Origin of the sequence: Pseudomonas sp. 3-2, assembly GCF_019710535.1 — a bacterium.
GTDB lineage: Bacteria > Pseudomonadota > Gammaproteobacteria > Pseudomonadales > Pseudomonadaceae > Aquipseudomonas > Aquipseudomonas pharyngis.
The window spans coordinates 4,677,006-4,695,426 of record NZ_CP081200.1 but is presented as its reverse complement, the minus strand read 5'-3'; the positions used below and the strand labels follow the sequence as shown (position 1 = coordinate 4,695,426).

Genomic DNA, 18,421 nt, shown 5'->3' with positions numbered 1-18,421 from the left:
CTGTGAAGTCTTGGTGTTCAAGGGCAGCTGGAAGTTGAACTAAATCCAGCCGGCTTACAAATTCCGACTGGTGCGCATGAAAGAAAATTCAATGTTTTTTTAAGGTATTTGGCTCGCTCGCTTATTTCGTTTGTTGTCGCGGTTTGCCCTCGCCATTCAGCAATCTGATGGAGCGTGGGTCGCTGCGTATCCTTCGCTACACTCCGCGCATCTTCCCCGGAACAACAAGGCTGTCTGCTATGCAAAATCGCATGATGATCACTGGCGCGGGCTCTGGCCTGGGTCGCGAAATCGCGCTGCGCTGGGCGCGTGAAGGCTGGCAACTGGCCTTGTCCGACGTCAGCGAGCCCGGTTTGCAAGAGACCCTGAAACTGGTTCGTGAGGCCGGCGGCGACGGCTTCATCCAGCGCTGCGACGTGCGCGATTACAGCCAGCTGACGGCGTTCGCCCAGGCCTGCGAAGTGAAACTTGGCGGCATCGACATCATCGTCAACAACGCCGGTGTGGCGTCGGGCGGGTTCTTCAGCGAGTTGTCGCTGGAGGACTGGGACTGGCAGATCGCGATCAACCTGATGGGCGTGGTCAAGGGCTGCAAGGCATTCCTGCCGCTGCTGGAGCAGAGCAAGGGCAAGATCATCAACATCGCCTCGATGGCCGCGCTGATGCAGGGCCCGGCGATGAGCAACTACAACGTGGCCAAGGCCGGAGTGGTGGCCCTGTCGGAAAGCCTGTTGATCGAACTGGCTCAGCAGGAAATCGGTGTGCATGTGGTCTGTCCGTCGTTCTTCCAGACCAACCTGCTGGACTCTTTCCGGGGCCCGACGCCGGCGATGAAAGCCCAGGTCGGCAAGTTGCTGGAAAGTTCGCCGATCACCGCCAGCGACATTGCGGACTACATCTACCAGCAAGTCGCGGCCGGCGAGTTCATGATCCTGCCCCACGAACAAGGGCGCATGGCCTGGGCGCTCAAACAGAAAAACCCGCAATTGCTGTACAACGAAATGACCGCGATGGCCGAGAAGATGCGCGCCAAGGCCAAACAGAACAACGGCTGAACTTGCCCGGGGTTCGTCGCATCGTTAGGGTGGCCGCAACAGTCACCCTGACGAGATGTCTTGCATGCTCAACTACCTGTGGTTTTTTCTCGCCGCGCTGTTCGAAATCGCCGGCTGTTTCGCGTTCTGGATGTGGTTGCGCCAGGGCAAGAGCGCCTTGTGGGTGATCCCGGCACTGATCAGTCTGACTCTCTTTGCGCTGCTGTTGACACGCGTCGAAGCGACCTACGCCGGTCGCGCCTACGCCGCTTATGGCGGCATCTATATCATTGCTTCGATTGGCTGGCTGGCGGTGGTCGAGCGCATCCGCCCGTTGGGTTCGGACTGGATCGGTGTGGCGCTGTGTGTGATCGGGGCCAGTGTGATCCTGTTCGGGCCGCGGTTTTCCGCGAGCTGAATCTTGCAGGCCTGAAGGAAACGTCTGAAGGCTTGCGCGCCTTGGCGCGTAGGGAATGACTGAATTGCCCGGCATGCATTGTAGGGCGCTCGAAAGCCGCGCATCTTCAAGGCTCGCAAACCTTGAAGGACACCTCCCATGCTTGTACTCAGCCGTGTTGTCGGGGAACTGATTTCCATCGGCGACAACATCACTTTGCGCGTTCTGGCGGTCAACGGCTCCAGCGTGCGGTTCGGCGTCGAAGCGCCGGAGCAGATCGGCGTGCATCGCGCCGAGGTCTACGAACGGATCCAGCGCAAACAGGCCAGCGGCAAGGGCCGCTGACCGTTTTCAGTCGAACAGGTGCTTGGGCACGTCGTGCTTGAGCATCAACTGGCATTGCTCGCTTTCCGGATCGAAAACGATCAGCGCCTGGCCTTTGGTCAGCGCCTGGCGAACCCGCAGTACGCGGGTTTCCAGCGGCGTGTCGTCACCGTTGTCGGTACCGTCACGGGTGACGAAATCCTCGATCAGGCGGGTGAGGGTGTCGACTTCGAGCGCGTCGTAGGGAATCAGCATGGGCACCTCGGCTAAATCAATGTCGGGATGCTACGGCGAATGATCGCCGAGGGCCAGACTCAACTGTCCGAACGCTGCCCCACCAGGCTGTCCACCGACGGCACACGGGTGTCGCTCTCCATCTGCGTCTCGTGCTCGATCTGATGACTGAAGCGATCCAGTGACCCGGTGGCCGGTTGCGCATCGCTGGCGAACACCGGCGGACTCAGAATGTACGCCCCCAGCAAGCGACTGAGCGCCGCGAGGCTGTCGATGTGCGTGCGTTCGTAACCGTGGGTCGCGTCGCAGCCGAAGGCGAGCAGGGCGGTGCGAATGTCGTGACCGGCGGTGACCGCCGAGTGGGCGTCACTGAAGTAATAGCGGAACAGGTCGCGGCGCACTGGCAGTTCGTGCTCACCCGCCAGACGCAACAAGTGCCGCGACAAGTGATAGTCGTACGGGCCGCCGGAATCCTGCATTGCCACGCTCACCGCGTGTTCGCTGGAGTGCTGGCCCGGCGCGACCGGGGCGATGTCGATGCCGACGAATTCGCTGACGTCCCACGGCAACGCCGCCGCTGCGCCGCTGCCGGTTTCCTCGGTGATGGTGAACAGCGGATGACAGTCGATCATCAGCTCCTGACCGCTGTCGACGATGGCTTTCAGCGCGGCCAGCAGCGCGGCGACACCGGCCTTGTCGTCCAGATGTCGGGCGCTGATGTGGCCGCTTTCGGTGAACTCCGGCAGCGGATCGAAGGCCACCACATCGCCAACGCTGATGCCCAGCGAATCACAATCGGCGCGGGTCGCGCAGTAGGCGTCCAGGCGCAATTCGACGTGGTCCCAACTGATCGGCATCTCGTCCACAGCCGTGTTGAATGCATGCCCGGAAGCCATCAGCGGCAACACGCTGCCGCGAATCACGCCGTTGTCGGTGAACAGGCTGACGCGACTGCCTTCGGCGAATCGACTTGACCAGCAGCCCACCGGCGCCAGGGTCAGGCGGCCGTTGTCTTTCACCGCGCGCACGGCGGCGCCAATGGTGTCCAGGTGCGCCGATACTGCGCGGTCGGGACTGTTTTTCTTGCCCTTGAGGGTGGCGCGGATCGTGCCGCGACGGGTCATCTCGAAGGGAATGCCGAGCTCCTCCAGACGCTCGGCGACGTAACGCACGATGGTGTCGGTGAACCCGGTGGGACTGGGAATGGCGAGCATTTCCAGCAGGACTTTTTGCAGGTAGTTCAAATCTGGTTCGGGAATTTGGGTGGTCATGGAAACTCCTGTTGCGGGGCGTCATTCGCGCGTTCAACGCGGGAATGACGCTGAAGAGAGATCAAACGGCCGGCTGACTGTGCGGAAACAACAGATCGACAAACCGCTCCGCCGTCGGTTGCGGCTCGTGGTTGGCAAGACCCGCCCGCTCGTTGGCTTCGATGAACACGTACTGTGGTTGATCCGCCGCCGGCACCATCAGGTCGAGTCCGACCATGGGTATTTCCAGGGCGCGGGCCGCACGCACGGCGGCCTCGGCCAAGGTCGGATGCAGAATCGCCGTGACGTCTTCCAGCGTGCCGCCAGTGTGCAGATTCGCCGTGCGCCGTACGAACAGATGCTCACCGGCCGGCAGGATGCTGCTGTAGTCGTAACCGGCTGCGTGCAGGGTGCGCTGGGTTTCGTGATCCAGCGGAATCTTGCTTTCCCCGCTGGTCGCCGCCTGCCGGCGCCGACTCTGGGCTTCGATCAGGGCGCCGATGGAATGATGGCCGTCGCCGACCACTTCCGCCGGCCGGCGGATCGCCGCTGCAACCACCTCGAAACCGATCACCAGAATCCGCAGGTCGAAGCCTTCATGGAAGCTTTCGAGCAATACGCGAGTGTCGAACTGTCTGGCCGCTTCGATGGCCTGCTGCACTTCCTCGATGGTCTGCAGATCCACCGCCACGCCTTGGCCCTGTTCGCCATCCAGCGGTTTGACCACCACTCGCTGGTGTTCATCGAGGAACGCCAGATTGTCGTCCGCGTTCCCTGCCAGCTGCTGCGACGGCACATTCAACCCGGCGGCTTTCAACACTTTGTGGGTCAGGCTCTTGTCCTGGCACAGGTTCATGCTGATGGCGCTGGTCAGGTCGCTCAGTGATTCGCGGCAACGCACCCGGCGCCCGCCATGACTAAGGGTGAACAGCCCGGCATCGGCGTCATCCACTTGCACGTCGATGCCGCGCCGATGGGCTTCCTCGACGATAATCCGCGCGTAAGGGTTGAACTGCGCCTCTGGCCCAGGGCCGAGAAACAGCGGCTGATTGATGCCGTTCTTGCGCTTGATGGCGAACGTCGGCAGGTTGCGAAAACCGAGTTTGGCGTAGAGGTTTTTCGCCTGGCGGTTATCGTGCAGCACCGACAGATCGAGGTAGCTCAAACCCCGGCTCATAAAGTGTTCGATCAGATGACGCACCAGCACTTCGCCGACCCCGGGGCGCGAACACTGCGGATCGACCGCCAGGCACCACAGGCTGCTGCCGTTTTCCGGGTCGTTGTAAGCCTTCTGGTGATTGAGGCCCATGACGCTGCCGATCACCGCGCCGCTGTCGTCGTCTTCCGCCAGCCAGTACACCGGGCCGCCCTGATGGTGCGGGGTGAGCAGGGTGGCGTCGATCGGCAGCATGCCGCGCGCCTGATACAGCTGATTGATCCCCTGCCAGTCCGCGTCACTTTGCGCACGACGGATGCGGAAGCCGCGAAACACGCGGGTGGCCTGACGATAATCGCTGAACCACAAGCGCAGGGTATCGGACGGGTCGAGAAACAATTGAGTCGGTTCCAGCCCGAGAATTTGCTGCGGCGCGGCAACGTACAAAGCAATGTCGCGCTCGCCCGTCTGCTCGTTGAGCAGTTCCCGGGCAAGGCTTGCCGGATCCGGGAAGGTGTGACCGATGAGCAATCGGCCCCAGCCGCAATGCACCGCGATCGGTTCGGCGGCAGGCTCGCTGCCATCTTCGGCCAGGCGCGCCTGCAAGCGTTCGTAGGACGGCGTCTGACCGCGCAGCAGGCGTTGGCTGTAAGCCGTGGCGTGAGGTTTCATCGATCAGATTCCTTGTTCGCTGAGCCACAGGTTCAGGGCTGCCAGTTGCCACAGTTTGGAACCGCGCAGAGGCGTGAGTTGACCTTGTGGATCAGTGAGTAGCTTGTCGAGCATCACCGGGTTGAACAGGCCGCGATCCTGACTCGGATCGAGCAGCAGTTCGCGCACCCAGTTCAGAGTGTCGCCCTGCAAATGCTTGAGTCCCGGCACCGGGAAGTAACCTTTCTTGCGGTCGATCACCTCGCTCGGAATCACCCGTCGCGCGGCTTCCTTCAGCACCTGCTTGCCGCCGTCCGGCAGTTTGAACTGGCCCGGAATGCGGGCCGACAATTCCACCAGTCGATAGTCGAGAAACGGCGTGCGCGCCTCCAGACCCCAGGCCATGGTCATGTTGTCGACGCGTTTGACCGGGTCGTCCACCAGCATCACCGTGCTGTCCAAGCGCAGAGCCTTGTCGACCGCCGCATCGGCGCCGGGCTGTGCGAAATGTTCCTTCACGAAGTCGCCGGCGGCGTCATTGGCAGTCAGCCATTTCGGCTGCACGGTCGCGGCGTAATCGTCGTAGCTGCGGTCGAAGAACGCCTGGCGATAGGCCGCATATGGATCGGCCGCGCCGTCGACTTGCGGATACCAGTGATAACCGGCGAACAACTCGTCGGCGCCCTGGCCGCTTTGCACAACCTTGCAGTGCTTGGCCACTTCGCGGGACAGCAGATAGAAGGCGATGCAATCGTGGCTGACCATCGGCTCGCTCATGGCGCGGAACGCGGCGGGCAATTGCTCGATGATCTCTTTTTCGTCGATGCGCAGTTGATGGTGCTGGGTGCCGTAGTGTTTTGCGATCAGGTCTGAGTACTGAAACTCGTCACCGCGCTCGCCCCCGGCATCCTGAAAACCGATGGAAAAGGTCGACAGGTTCTCCACGCCGACTTCGCGCAACAGGCCCACCAGCATGCTCGAATCGACACCGCCGGAAAGCAGCACGCCGACATCCACCGCTGCCCGTTGGCGGATCGCCACGGCTTCGCGGGTGCTGTCGAGCACGCGGTCACGCCAGTCTTCCAGGGTCAGGTTTTTTTCGTCGTCGTGTGGTCCGTAGGGCAGGGTCCACCAGATTTTCTGCTCCGTGGTGCCGTCTGCTTCAATGCGCATCCAGCTGGCTGGCGGCAGCTTTTCGATACCGGCCAGCAAGGTGCGCGGCGCAGGTACCACGGCGTGGAAATTCAGGTAATGGTTGAGCGCCACCGGATCGAGGATCGGGTTGATGTCGCCGCCCTTGAGCAAGGCCGGCAGGGTCGAGGCAAAACGCAGGCGCTGGCCGGTGCGCGACAGGTACAGCGGCTTGACGCCGAGACGGTCGCGGGCGATGAACAGGCGTTGGGCATCACGCTCCCAGATGGCGAAGGCGAACATGCCATTGAGTTTCGGCAGCAGCGCTTCGCCCCAGGCGTGATAACCCTTGAGCAGCACTTCGGTGTCGCCGCCGGAATAGAACGCGTACCCGAGCGCTTCGAGTTCGGTACGCAATTCAGGGAAGTTGTAGATCGCGCCGTTGAAGGCCAGGGACAGGCCCAATTGGCTGTCGATCATCGGCTGCGCCGAGCCGTCCGACAGGTCCATGATTTTCAGGCGGCGATGGCCCAGGGCAATCGGCCCCTGGGCATGAAAGCCCCACGCGTCGGGGCCGCGAGGCGCCAGGTGATGGGTGATTCGCTCGATGGCTGCAAGGTCTGCAGGTTGTTGATCAAAACGTAACTCGCCAGCTAATCCGCACATAAGGTCCTTACCGGTTTTTCCGTTGGGGAAGGTGTCACTGCACCGCGCCGAAATGGCCGGTACTCAGAAACTGACCCGGCTGGGATGTGGGAGTTTTAGAACGATCGGTTATAAGCGGTTCGGCCTGACCGATGGGCCATTAGCTTTCCGCTTGGGTTTATGGGTAGTAGATAAATAGCGAAAACATGCGGATGTCTGCTTGTTTGCCAGCCTGATCACGTAGTTTTTCGTGTTTTTTTTACGCAGGCAGGATCGTTAAGGTAATGGTTCCAAAGTGCGATAAAGGAATATTGCCCATGTCGAATACGCAGTCGGATACTGCGACACCGCTGACCCAGGAACAGATACTGGTTTTTTTGCTGGAAGCCACCGGCGATCTGGATACTGCCCAGGCCTTGCAGAAAACCCTGCCTTCCAGCCTTCTGAAAGCTTCTAGCTCCACATTCGCTGCGCTGGACCAGACCGCGCGTGATTTACACGCCGCTCAGGCCAGGGTCGACGCCGATCTTGGCCGCTTGCAACCCGTGAACAGCTTTTGCGCCGCGCTGTTGAGCAGTGCCCTGAAAGCTCGCTGGCCAGTGCAGTTCGATGTCGAAAAAGACTATCTGGAGCTGCCTGGGGAGTACTGTGGTTGCGAGCCCGTGACGCCGCCCGGCGGAGGATCGCCGGTCACGCCGCCGGCAACGCCGACTCTTCTGGAAGCGGCGATGCAGAACTTCACGGAGCGGGAGGCACAGGACGATTTTTTCCCCGCCGGCAGTGTGGTGCGCATCTCTGGCCAGCCTGCTGGGATTGCGGGCCTGACACCCTCCGCATTCGCCGAACTTTGTCGCGAGCTCGATCTGGGGAAGCACTACCAACAGCATTTTCAACAGGTATTCGGTATCACGGAGGTTGACGGTAAACCGGTTGCCACCGGTCCCATGGTCCGCAACATCACCGACCTGAAAAAACAATTGCTGCAACTGGATCTGCATCTGGCGCTGTTGAATGCCCACATCAGTCAGGACGCATACGAAAGCCTGGAGCGCCTGCTCGAGGCCGGCGGTAGCGCCGATGCCAGAAGCCTGAATTACCAGGGGCGGCCGTTGATCATGCAAGGCATCGAACTGCTCGACTGTTGCATTTGGGGCGTTGTGGTGTTTTCCGAGCGCTCGGTCGAGTCGGACCCGGATCAATGGTGCCTGGTTTACATGCCCGGCGCGCCCTCTCAACCGTTGTACGAGTACGCGAGTTTCTCGGCGTTTCTCGTGTACCTGGAATACCAATTGGGGGTGGCCAGTTACAGGAGCTACTTCACTCATTGCATCGGCGAGGTCGACAAGGCGGATTTCTTCAAAAACTTCGCGGACGCTCGCAGCCTGGGTCGTGCCAAATATTTGCCGATAACCGTGTCGTTGCTCGACTTCATGCACCAAAGCCATATCGGCAAACTGCAGATCGATGCCCGCGCGCTCGCCGTACCGACTGCCGATGTGGATGAAGAGGCGCGCAAGAAGCGCCTGCTCGAGTATCTGGAAATCGGTCTGACGGTTGCCAATGTGGCCGGGATTTTCGTGCCGGTCGTAGGGCAACTGATGATGGGGGTTGCCGTGGGGCAAATGCTTGCGGAAGTTTATGAGGGCGTTGAGGACTGGTCGCGGGGAGATCGTGAGGAGGCGTTTTCGCACCTGCTCAGCGTTGCTGAAAGCGTAGTGCTGATGGTCAGCGTGGGGGCCGGTATCAAGGGCCTGAAAACACTGGCAATCAAGACGGTGCGCAAGCATCCGGATTTCTTCCAGCCGTTCACGGCCATATTGGACCGTGACGGTCAGCCTCGATTGTGGAAACCGCAGCTACTCGGTTATGAACAGCCGCTTCCGACAGGTGCCGAACCCGATACTGCAGGCTTGTTCCGGGCGAACGGCAAGCAGTTTGCCCATTTCGACAATCGGGCTTACGAGGTAGCGCTGGAGCCTGCATCCAATACCTGGGAAGTCCGACACCCTGTGCGTGCACAGGCTTATCAGCCGGTATTGAAGCGCAATGATCGCGGAGGCTGGCGTCATGACTTCGAACAGACCGAGCGATGGAGCGGGGCGTACACGCTCAAACGCATTGATCCTGGTCTTGAGGGTTGGGAAGACAGTCGTCTGGAGATGGCCCGTCGGTTGACCGACACCCGGATCGATGAGCTGCATCGCCTGAGCGATGACAACCGGCCGCTGCCTTCTCGCTTGCTGGACATGATCGAGCGTTTTGGAATCGAGCGCAGAGTGCGCGACTACATTGCTGCCATAGAGCGTGGCGAGGCGAGTGATCCGCGTTACGTCAACGAACAGCTGCATGCTTTACCCCGGCTTGCGAACTGGCCGGCCGATCGCTACATCAAGGTCGTGGATGAACAAGGGCGGATCACCGCGACCTACCCGCCCGGATCGATCGACGACGATACCGTGAGCGTCATTGTGAAGCATGCGCAACTGGAGAAGGGCGAGTTGCTGCAAGCGGTCGTCGATGTTCTGCGTCCCAAAGAAGTGGAGGTCTTGGTGGGGGCTGACGTAGCCCCGGCCGATGCCAGTCAGCAGTTGGCGAAAGTGATCGGGGCGGCGATCAAGGCCGATCGAAGGTCGACTTTCGACCATCTCTACAGCCGATACGATCAAGACGTTGCCGGAGAGTTGCTCAAGGTGCGCAGGGCCTTTCCCGATTTGCCGGTGCGCTCCGCCCGGGAGCTGCTCAAACGGACGCCGAGCATTGAACGGATGCGCCTGCGCAGCACCGGGCGGGTGCCCATGGGGTTGGCACAACGGGTGCGTCAGGCTTTGAGCGATGGGCGAGTGGATCGGGCATTGGCAGGTTTTTACCTGGCCGACATCGCCAATGCCGATACAAGGAAACTGGCGATCCGGTTGCTACCCCGTCTCGCAGGCTGGGATCCCGAGTTCTATCTGGAACTGCGGGCGAAATCCTTGAGCGGTCATGTCCTGGAAACGCTGGGCGAAAAACCGCTCGTTACGTCGAGCTCATGCACGCTGGTCAAACTCGACAATGGTTACGAAGTGTTTGGCAGCGACAGGAAGTCACTCGGCAAGATCGCGTCCGGGCCGGAAGATCTCTATCAGGCGATTCTCAAAGGTCTTTCAGCGCAGCAGCGCAAGGCCATCGGATTTGTGCAACCGACGCCGGAAAATGGCGGGCGCCTGCGCGGCAAACTCTTGGAGAGTGCTCTGGACGAACGTGAGGCATGCGCCCGGGTGTTGGCAGGCGGTCAGTTGCAAACGGCGACCGCCGAGCCTGCGTGCACGCCTGCCGACTCTCCCGCCGGGTCGAACACTCATTCGCGTCGTTTATTGCGGCAGGTGAAAAAGCTCTATCCCTTGTTTACCGACGTACAAGCCAATGAATTTCTTGACCAGTTGGGCAGCGACCATCTGACCAGGGCGATCCGGGTTCGGCAGTTGCGAGAGGATCTGAGCCGACTACAGGGCGTGATGGATACCTGGATCCAGGATGAGGCAGCCATGAAGGTCCTGGGCGGTGATCTGAACGAAATTCGTGAATGCCGGCAAATCGTTGCGTTTGAAATCGAAGACTGTTTTCGCCGTTTGATCTCCCTGCCCGATGACGCCGGGCGTCTCGTCTATGGTTTGAAGCTCGATGGCATGCGCTTCGGCAAGTTTCCGACCTTGCCGGTCGGTTTGACCTTTGATCATGTCAGGCAATTGTCTCTGCAAGACATGTTGCTGGACGACGATGCCGCTTATTTCCTCAAAGCGTTCACGAACGTCGAGTCCCTTGAACTGGATCGCAATCAGATCACCCGGTTGCCCGAGATCATTTCGCATATGCCGAACCTCAGGCGGCTGAGCCTGGCCGGCAATCGGCTTCAACTGACCGAGCACGCCCTGGTGAAGCTGGCCGGGTTGCGCACCTTGCAAAGTCTGAATCTGAGCGGGAACCCCCTCGGCGCCACGGTGGATGTCCGCAACCTGTTCGATCTGACTTACCTCTCCTTGCGTAATACCGGCGCCACGGAGCTGCCAAAAGGCCTGCAGTTTCTACCCAATCTGGATCGGGTGGATCTGCGGGATAACGAAATCCGTGATCTGCCTGCCTGGCTTTTTGAAACGCCCAGACGCTTCAGTGAAACGATCAATTTGCGGCGTAACCCGATTTCCGATGTCAGCAGAACTTACCTTGAAAACTACCGCACGACGGTCGGCGTCGGCATGGGTTACCTGGATAACGATATCGCGCGACTGGACGAAAACCAGGCACGTTCGATCTGGCTGACCGAGACGGGAGGAAGCGAGGGCTCCCGGCATCTGCAGATGTGGAACGCACTCAAGGATGACCCAAGGGCCGAAGGCCTGTTCGCGCTGCTGGCGGAGTTGGGCAATTCCGCCGAGTCAGCCAATGTGCGCGAGGATATGCACCGGCGGGTCTGGACGGTTCTGGATGCTACGCAGGCCGATGCCGAATTGCGGGAGCAGATTTTCGATCTGGCGGCCAACCCGATCAACTGCACGGACAATGCGGCGTTGAACTTCAGCCACCTGGAAGTTGCAGTGCAGGTCCACCATGTGACCCGTGGTCCCAGGGGGCAACGCCCTTCGACGAAGGCGCTGATGAGGCTGGCGAGAGGACTGTTTCGGCTGGAGCAGATTGACCGGATCGCCGCGGAACACGCGCAGGTCCATGCGGCACCTGACCCGCTGGAAGTGACCCTTGCCTACCGTTCCGGTCTTGCGCAGGCACTCGAATTGCCCGGGCAACCTTCGCACATGCATTACGCCTCACTCGCGGAGGTGACAGGGGCGGATCTGGTGGAGGCTATCAATCGAATCCAGACTGCTGAATTGTCTCCCGAGTGGCTGGCGTTTCTGGTTCGCCAGCCTTGGTGGAACGAATACATGAAAAGCAGTTTTGCCCAACAGTTCGACGATGCGCGCGCGCCTCACCAGGAAGAAGCCCTGGCGTTGTTCGAGAAAGCCGAAGAACTCAGCTCGGCCGACTATCTCAGCGAAATGAACCTGTGTGCCGCCCGGCAGGAACAGACGGAAAGCGCCTTGCTCGAGCGGTTGACCGAGCAAGTGCTACGACTGGTCGAGGGCAATATCTGCCTGTTGCCCGGTGGTTGATTCCAATTCCGGATTCGCTCATTTGCCCCGGATCAGCCACCGCAAGGCAAACCGGTTCGGATGACACGCCTCTGCGACACCTCTGGGCAGGGGCAGCGGTTCGTTGTCCAGCCAGGCTGCCAGCAGTTCACCGGACAGTGGCGCGGTGATCAGCCCCCGGGAACCGTGGCCACTGTTGACGTACAGACCGTCCAGCCATGGGCAGGCAATGTCCGGCACTTGCCGGGCATCCTTGCTCAAGGCGCGATAGGCCTCGGTGAAGGCTTCGCGATCGGCGAGCGGGCCGACGATCGGCAGGTAATCGGGGCTGGTGCAACGGAAGGCTGCCCGGCCCTGGAGACTTTCGGCGTCGAGCTCGCTGACGTGCAGGCGCGCGACCAGATCGGTGGAGATCTCTTCGAGCATCGCCAGATTACCCAAGTGTTCGGCGGTGGTCGGAGTCAGGTCGTCGCTGTTGAAATCGAAACTGGCACCGAGGGTGTGTTCCCCCAGGCGTGCCGGTGCGACGTAACCTTCGGCGCACACGACGCTGGTCAGCGCCTGGCTTTGCGTGGTCTGCGCGAGGCGGGTGATCTGCCCGCGAATGCGCTTGAGGGGCAGGTCGGCGCTCTGGGGGAAACGCTTGATGTCGGCGGCGCCGGCCAGCACCGCGACCGGTGCTGTTGCGATCAATCGTTCACCGTCGAAGGCTTGCCACTGACCGTCGACCTTGCGCAACTCCACGGCTTCCTGATGGGGCAGCAGCGTGACGCCCGGTTGTGTCGATTGCGCCTGACACAACGCCGACGGATGCACCCAGCCGCCCTCGGGATAATACAAACCGCCATGGGCCAGACCGATCCCGGCACGGGCCTGCGCTTCGGGTTGATCGAGCCATTGCAGCAGGTCTTCGGGAAACGCGGCCGCCAGTTGCGCCTGACGTTCGCGTTCCTTTTCGTTGAATGCCAGTTGCAGCACGCCGCAGTCGTCCCAATCGGTGCCGCGTTGCAGGGTTTCCAGCAAACGTCGGGTGTAGCCGAAACCGCTGACGATCAACTGCGACAGTGCGGTGCCGTGGGCGGACAGTTTCAGATACAGCACGCCTTGCGGATTGCCCGAGGCTTCCTGCGCCACCGCGTCATGTCGTTCCAGCAGACTGACCTGCCAACCCCGCGCCGCGAGGCTGGCCGCCGTGGCACAGCCGGCCAGGCCGGCACCGATCACCAGCGCACGACGCTCTCCATTGAAAGGCGTCGGGCGGGCGAACCACGGTTTGTCCGCTGCGGGTAACGGCACATCCTCGGGCCAGCCGAGAAATTCGCCGCGCAGGATCTCCCATTTGTGGCCGATGCCCGGTGTGCGCTTCATCTTGAAACCGGCGGCGTTGAGCAGTCGGCGCACCCAACCGGTGCTGGTAAAGGTGCTGATGGTCGAGCCGGGCGCCGCCAGTCGCGCCAGTTCGGCGAACAGTTCGGCGGTCCACATCTCCGGGTTTTTCGCGGGGGCGAAACCGTCGAGAAACCATGCGTCGATCTGGCCATCCAGTTGCGGCAACTGCTCCAGCGCATCACCGATCAACAGGGTCAGGGTCACGCGACCGTTATCCAGAACAATGCGCTGGAAACCCTGATGGATTGCCACGTAATGCTTGAGCAACTGATCGGCGAATTGCTTCAAGTCGGGCCACAACGCCAGCGCCCGCTGCAGGTCGGCAGGGCTCAACGGAAATTTCTCGACACTGACGAAATGCAGCCGCGCACCGGGCACCGCGTGCTGTTCGAACAACTGCCAGGCACAGAGAAAATTCAGCCCGGTGCCGAAGCCGGTTTCACCGATCACCAGTCGCCCACCCGCCGGCAGTGCGGCGAAGCGCTCGGCCAGACGGTTCTGTTCGAGGAACACGTAGCGGGTTTCATCCAGCCCCGACTGGTCGGAAAAATACACATCGTCGAACACTCGCGAACGCGGGCGTCCCTGGTCATCCCAGTCGAGTTGGGCGTGGGGCAATACAGGTTTCATGGCAGGCTCGGCAACGGCAAGGCGGCCATTCTAGCCGATCACGCAGGCGGCGCTTGATCCATGGCAAGCCTTGCCGACGATCACTCAAGGACAATCCGCCGCCGGCGGGAATTTCTGTGCCGCGTCAGAGCCCAATCCGCTAGTCTTGCTGAATCCTGGAAGGAGCCGTCCCATGTTCGAATCCGCTGAAATCGGTCACGCCATCGACAAAGACACCTACGAAGCCGCCGTGCCCGCCCTGCGTGAAGCCTTGCTCGAAGCCCAGTTCGAGTTGCAGCAGCAGAAGCGTTTCCCGGTGATCATTTTGATCAACGGCATCGAAGGCGCCGGCAAGGGCGAGACGGTCAAGTTGCTCAACGAGTGGATGGATCCGCGCCTGATCGAAGTGCGCACTTTCGACCAGCAGACCGATGAAGAGCTGGCGCGGCCACCGGCCTGGCGCTACTGGCGGATGCTGCCGGCCAAGGGGCGGATGGGGATTTTCTTCGGCAACTGGTACAGCCAGATGCTGCAGGGCCGGGTGCATGGTTTGTTCAAGGATCCGCGACTGGATCAGGCGATTGCCGGCGCCGAGCGCATGGAAAAGATGTTCTGCGATGAAGGCGCGCTGATCTTCAAGTTCTGGTTCCACCTGTCCAAGAAACAGATGAAGGCGCGGCTCAAGGCGTTGGCCGACGACCCGCTGCACAGCTGGCGCATCAGCCCGCTGGACTGGCAGCAATCGCAGACCTACGACAAGTTCGTCAAATACGGCGAACGCGTGTTGCGCCGCACCAGTCGCGATTACGCGCCGTGGCATGTCATCGAGGGTGTCGACCCGCACTACCGCAGCCTGACGGTCGGCAAGATCCTGCTCGAAGGCCTGCAAAATGCCTTGAAGCGTCCCGATGTGCATCCCCATGAGGTCAACGCTGCACCGCTGGGGACTTCCGTCGACCAGTTGAACCTGCTCGACAGCCTCGATCTGACCCAGCGTCTGGACAAGAAAGACTACGAAGAACAATTGATCACCGAGCAGGCAAGGCTGTCGGGGCTGATGCGTGACAAACGCATGCGCCGGCATGCGCTGGTGGCGGTGTTCGAAGGCAACGATGCGGCGGGCAAGGGCGGTTCGATCCGTCGGGTGGCGGCGGCGCTCGATCCGCGCCAATACAGCATCGTGCCGATTGCCGCGCCGACCGAAGAGGAACGGGCGCAGCCGTATCTGTGGCGGTTTTGGCGACATATTCCGGCGCGGGGCAAGTTCACCGTGTTCGACCGCTCGTGGTATGGCCGGGTGCTGGTGGAGCGGGTCGAGGGCTTTTGCAGCACTGCCGACTGGATGCGCGCTTATGGCGAGATCAATGATTTTGAGGAGCAACTGGCCGACGCCGGGGTGATCGTGGTCAAGTTCTGGCTGGCGATCGACAAGGACACGCAGATGGAGCGCTTCCAGGCGCGCGAAGAAATCCCGTTCAAGCGCTTCAAGATCACCGAAGACGACTGGCGCAACCGTGACAAGTGGGACGCCTACCGTGCCGCCGTGGGCGACATGGTCGACCGCACCAGCACCGAAATCGCGCCGTGGACCCTGGTCGAGGCCAATGACAAGCGCTGGGCCCGGGTCAAGGTGTTGCGCACGATCAACCGGGCGCTGGAAGACGCTTTCGAGAAGTCCGACAAGCGAGCCAAAAAGCACAAGGACTGAACCGATGGGCCCGCATACGCGAGGTGAATGATTGTCGCGGTCGGCGATGGGGGGGACTTATGCTCGGTCCACTCTCAACCGACTGCAACAATGAGGTATGCCATGCGTGAAGTGGTGATCGTCGACAGCGTACGGACCGGCCTGGCCAAGTCCTTTCGCGGCAAGTTCAACCAGACCCGTCCCGATGACATGGCGGCCCATTGCGTCAATGCGTTGCTCTCGCGCAACGACATCGACCCGGCCAGCGTCGAGGATTGCATCGTCGGCGCCGGCTCCAACGAGGGCGCCCAGGGCTACAACATCGGCCGCAACGTGGCGGTGCTCTCGCAATTGGGCACCGGCACCGCCGGCATGACCCTCAACCGTTTCTGTTCTTCGGGGTTGCAGGCGATTGCGATTGCCGCCAACCAGATCGCGTCGGGTTGCAGCGACATCATCGTCGCCGGCGGCGTCGAGTCGATCAGCCTGACCCTGAAAAGCGTCAACACCGATCACCTGATCAATCCGTTGCTCAAGCAGCAGACGCCGGGCATCTATTACACCATGGGCCAGACCGCGGAAGTGGTGGCGCGCCGTTATGGCGTCAGCCGCGAGGCGCAGGATCGCTACTCGCTGCAAAGTCAGATCCGCACCGCTCAGGCGCAGGCAGCAGGGCTGTTCAACGATGAAATCGTGCCGATGCCGGTGAAGTACCGGGTTGAAGACAAGAACAGCGGTGAAGTGCAGATCCTCGATGGCATCGTCGACCGCGATGACTGCAATCGTCCGGACACCACCTATGAAAGCCTTGCCGGGTTGAAACCGGTGTTCGCCGAGGACGGTTCGGTGACCGCCGGCAACTCGTCGCAGTTGTCCGATGGCGCCTCGATGACGCTGGTGATGAGCCTGGAAAAAGCCCTACAACTGGGGCTCAAGCCGAAAGCGTTTTTCCGCGGGTTTACCGTCGCTGGGTGCGAGCCTGACGAAATGGGCATCGGCCCGGTGTTTTCGGTGCCAAAGCTGCTCAAGGCCAAAGGCCTGCAGGTGGCGGATATCGATCTGTGGGAATTGAACGAAGCGTTTGCCTCGCAGTGCCTGTACGCCCGTGATCGTCTGGAAATCGACAACGAGAAGTACAACGTCAACGGCGGCTCGATTTCCATCGGTCACCCGTTCGGCATGACCGGGTCACGGCAGGTCGGGCATCTGGTGCGCGAGTTGCAGCGGCGCAATCTGCGCTACGGAATCGTGACCATGTGCGTGGGCGGGGGGATGGGGGCGACCGGGTTGTTTGAAGCTGTGCGTTAAACCCTGAAAGATGTGTGTTTGATCCATCGTTTTCGCGAGCAGGCTCGCTCCCACAGGTAACCATGCTCTCCTGTGGGAGCGAGCCTGCTCGCGAATGGGACAACCGGTTCTACCTGCCAGAATCCAGAAGCTGCATCCGCGCGATGTAGGCCTTTATTTCCTGCTCGGCTTTCTCGTGGCTGTCGAACGGCCCTTCGAGGGTGTTTTCCCGGGTGCTGAAATACAGTTCACCGTTGACCCGGCACACGCGGTCGCTGCGAAAGTGCGTGGCGGGGGCGGTGTCCTGGGCGCGCATGCCTAACATGACGGGTCTCCTTGGTGAGTGATGTCCCGGGCTGGATCCAAGAAGCTTATGCCTGAACCACTTACCTTGCCCGGCCGGCCGATCAACGGCCCATCGTCAATTTTCTGCTGCGACCTGCACAGTTTCATTTGCGGCTGGAGCGCAACTGTCCCTGTGTCGCGCAGGGTCTGTGCGCCTAGAATGAGCGCTTCTGTCTCTGGCGCTTGGGGTTCTCATGCACGTTTCATCGGGTCGTTGGGTGTACGGCATGTTCCTGGCGTTATTGACGGCGTTTCTGTGGGGAATCCTGCCGATCAAGCTCAAGCAGGTGCTGGTGGTGATGGACCCGGTCACGGTGACCTGGTTTCGCCTGCTGGTGTCCGGCGGCTGTCTGTTCATTTATCTGGCCGCGACCAAACGCTTGCCGAGCCGCAAGGTGCTCGGGCCGAAGGGCGGCTGGCTGGTGCTGATGGCGGTGCTCGGGCTGGTGGGCAATTACGTGCTGTACCTCATGGGCCTGAACCTGCTCAGCCCCGGTACTGCGCAACTGGTGGTGCAGATGGGGCCGATCATGTTGCTGATCGCCAGTCTGTTTGTGTTCAAGGAACGCTTCAGTATCGGTCAGGGCATTGGCCTGGCGGTGCTGTTGATCGGTTTTGCTTTGTTCTTCAATCAGCGTCTGGCGGAATTGCTCACCTCTTTATCTGATTACACCGCCGGTGTGTTGCTGGTGCTGCTGGCCTCGACTGTCTGGACTTTCTATGCGCTGGGCCAGAAGCAATTGCTGACGGTGTGGAATTCTTTACAGGTGATGATGGTGATCTACCTGTTCTGCGCCTTGTTGCTGACGCCGTGGGTGCATCCGCTCGAAGCACTGTCGCTGAACCCGTTGCAGGGCTGGCTGCTGCTGGCGTGCTGCATGAACACGCTGATCGCCTACGGCGCATTTGCCGAGGCGCTGGCGCATTGGGAAGCTTCGCGGGTCAGCGCGACGCTGGCGATCACGCCGTTGGTGACGTTCGGTGCGGTGGCCGTGGCGGCGGGGGTGTGGCCCGAGTATGTGCATGCCGAGCACATCAATCTGCTGGGGTATGGCGGGGCGGTGCTGGTGGTGCTGGGTTCGGCACTGGTGGCGCTCGGCCCTTCGCTGATTGCCGGGCTCAAGGCCCGGCGGATGCGCATGGCGGCAGGTTAACCGAG

The 18,421-nt window shown here is 61.1% G+C and carries 13 protein-coding genes; 7 read left to right on the top strand and 6 right to left on the bottom strand.

Annotated elements, in window-relative coordinates:
• The first annotated feature begins 239 nt into the window (after window positions 1–239).
• The 3 genes from K3819_RS21150 (at window position 240) to csrA (ending at window position 1,776) form a co-directional block, all read left to right on the top strand.
• Window positions 240–1,055 carry an SDR family oxidoreductase gene (locus tag K3819_RS21150; protein ID WP_064598482.1) on the top strand — a complete coding sequence of 272 codons (816 nt, stop codon included), beginning with the start codon at window positions 240–242 and terminating at the stop codon, window positions 1,053–1,055.
• A 64-nt stretch (window positions 1,056–1,119) separates the two neighbouring features.
• Window positions 1,120–1,452, top strand: a complete 333-nt coding sequence (locus tag K3819_RS21145; protein WP_007950874.1) for a YnfA family protein — start codon at window positions 1,120–1,122, stop codon at window positions 1,450–1,452.
• Window positions 1,453–1,590: 138 nt separating this feature from the next.
• Complete coding sequence (csrA, locus tag K3819_RS21140; RefSeq protein WP_039770603.1) at window positions 1,591–1,776, top strand: carbon storage regulator CsrA; 186 nt, start codon at window positions 1,591–1,593, stop codon at window positions 1,774–1,776.
• A 6-nt stretch (window positions 1,777–1,782) separates the two neighbouring features.
• On the opposite strand, the gene K3819_RS21135 is transcribed toward csrA, so the two are convergent.
• The 4 genes from K3819_RS21135 to K3819_RS21120 all read right to left on the bottom strand — a co-directional run bounded on the left by K3819_RS21135 (window position 1,783) and on the right by K3819_RS21120 (window position 6,843).
• A complete protein-coding gene (locus K3819_RS21135; RefSeq protein ID WP_003192759.1) occupies window positions 1,783–2,010 on the bottom strand; it encodes a YheU family protein in 228 nt (75 codons plus the stop codon).
• A gap of 59 nt (window positions 2,011–2,069) precedes the next feature.
• Window positions 2,070–3,260 carry an osmoprotectant NAGGN system M42 family peptidase gene (locus tag K3819_RS21130; protein WP_007950879.1) on the bottom strand — a complete coding sequence of 397 codons (1,191 nt, stop codon included), beginning with the start codon at window positions 3,258–3,260 and terminating at the stop codon, window positions 2,070–2,072.
• Between the two features lie 61 nt (window positions 3,261–3,321).
• A complete protein-coding gene (ngg, locus tag K3819_RS21125; RefSeq protein WP_064598480.1) occupies window positions 3,322–5,067 on the bottom strand; it encodes an N-acetylglutaminylglutamine synthetase in 1,746 nt (581 codons plus the stop codon).
• A gap of 3 nt (window positions 5,068–5,070) precedes the next feature.
• Window positions 5,071–6,843 (bottom strand): N-acetylglutaminylglutamine amidotransferase, encoded by a 1,773-nt coding sequence (locus tag K3819_RS21120; RefSeq protein ID WP_221397890.1) that lies wholly within the window; start codon window positions 6,841–6,843, stop codon window positions 5,071–5,073.
• 296 nt (window positions 6,844–7,139) lie between these two features.
• Here K3819_RS21120 and K3819_RS21115 point away from each other — a divergent pair, with 296 nt between their 5' ends.
• Entirely contained in the window at window positions 7,140–11,966 is a 4,827-nt protein-coding gene (locus K3819_RS21115; protein WP_221397889.1) for an NEL-type E3 ubiquitin ligase domain-containing protein, read from the top strand.
• Between the two features lie 18 nt (window positions 11,967–11,984).
• On the opposite strand, the gene mnmC is transcribed toward K3819_RS21115, so the two are convergent.
• Window positions 11,985–13,964 carry a bifunctional tRNA (5-methylaminomethyl-2-thiouridine)(34)-methyltransferase MnmD/FAD-dependent 5-carboxymethylaminomethyl-2-thiouridine(34) oxidoreductase MnmC gene (mnmC, locus tag K3819_RS21110; protein ID WP_221397888.1) on the bottom strand — a complete coding sequence of 660 codons (1,980 nt, stop codon included), beginning with the start codon at window positions 13,962–13,964 and terminating at the stop codon, window positions 11,985–11,987.
• A gap of 172 nt (window positions 13,965–14,136) precedes the next feature.
• Between mnmC and pap the strand changes: the two genes are divergently transcribed.
• Together pap and K3819_RS21100 are read left to right on the top strand one after the other, a co-directional pair.
• Window positions 14,137–15,651 (top strand): polyphosphate:AMP phosphotransferase, encoded by a 1,515-nt coding sequence (gene pap, locus K3819_RS21105; RefSeq protein ID WP_085612157.1) that lies wholly within the window; start codon window positions 14,137–14,139, stop codon window positions 15,649–15,651.
• A gap of 102 nt (window positions 15,652–15,753) precedes the next feature.
• Complete coding sequence (locus K3819_RS21100; RefSeq protein WP_039770588.1) at window positions 15,754–16,938, top strand: thiolase family protein; 1,185 nt, start codon at window positions 15,754–15,756, stop codon at window positions 16,936–16,938.
• Between the two features lie 109 nt (window positions 16,939–17,047).
• Here K3819_RS21100 and K3819_RS21095 read toward each other — a convergent pair whose 3' ends face one another.
• Complete coding sequence (locus K3819_RS21095) at window positions 17,048–17,242, bottom strand: DUF6316 family protein (RefSeq protein ID WP_064598468.1); 195 nt, start codon at window positions 17,240–17,242, stop codon at window positions 17,048–17,050.
• Window positions 17,243–17,456: 214 nt separating this feature from the next.
• Between K3819_RS21095 and K3819_RS21090 the strand changes: the two genes are divergently transcribed.
• Window positions 17,457–18,416 (top strand): DMT family transporter, encoded by a 960-nt coding sequence (locus tag K3819_RS21090; protein WP_085612159.1) that lies wholly within the window; start codon window positions 17,457–17,459, stop codon window positions 18,414–18,416.
• Window positions 18,417–18,421: the final 5 nt, after the last annotated feature.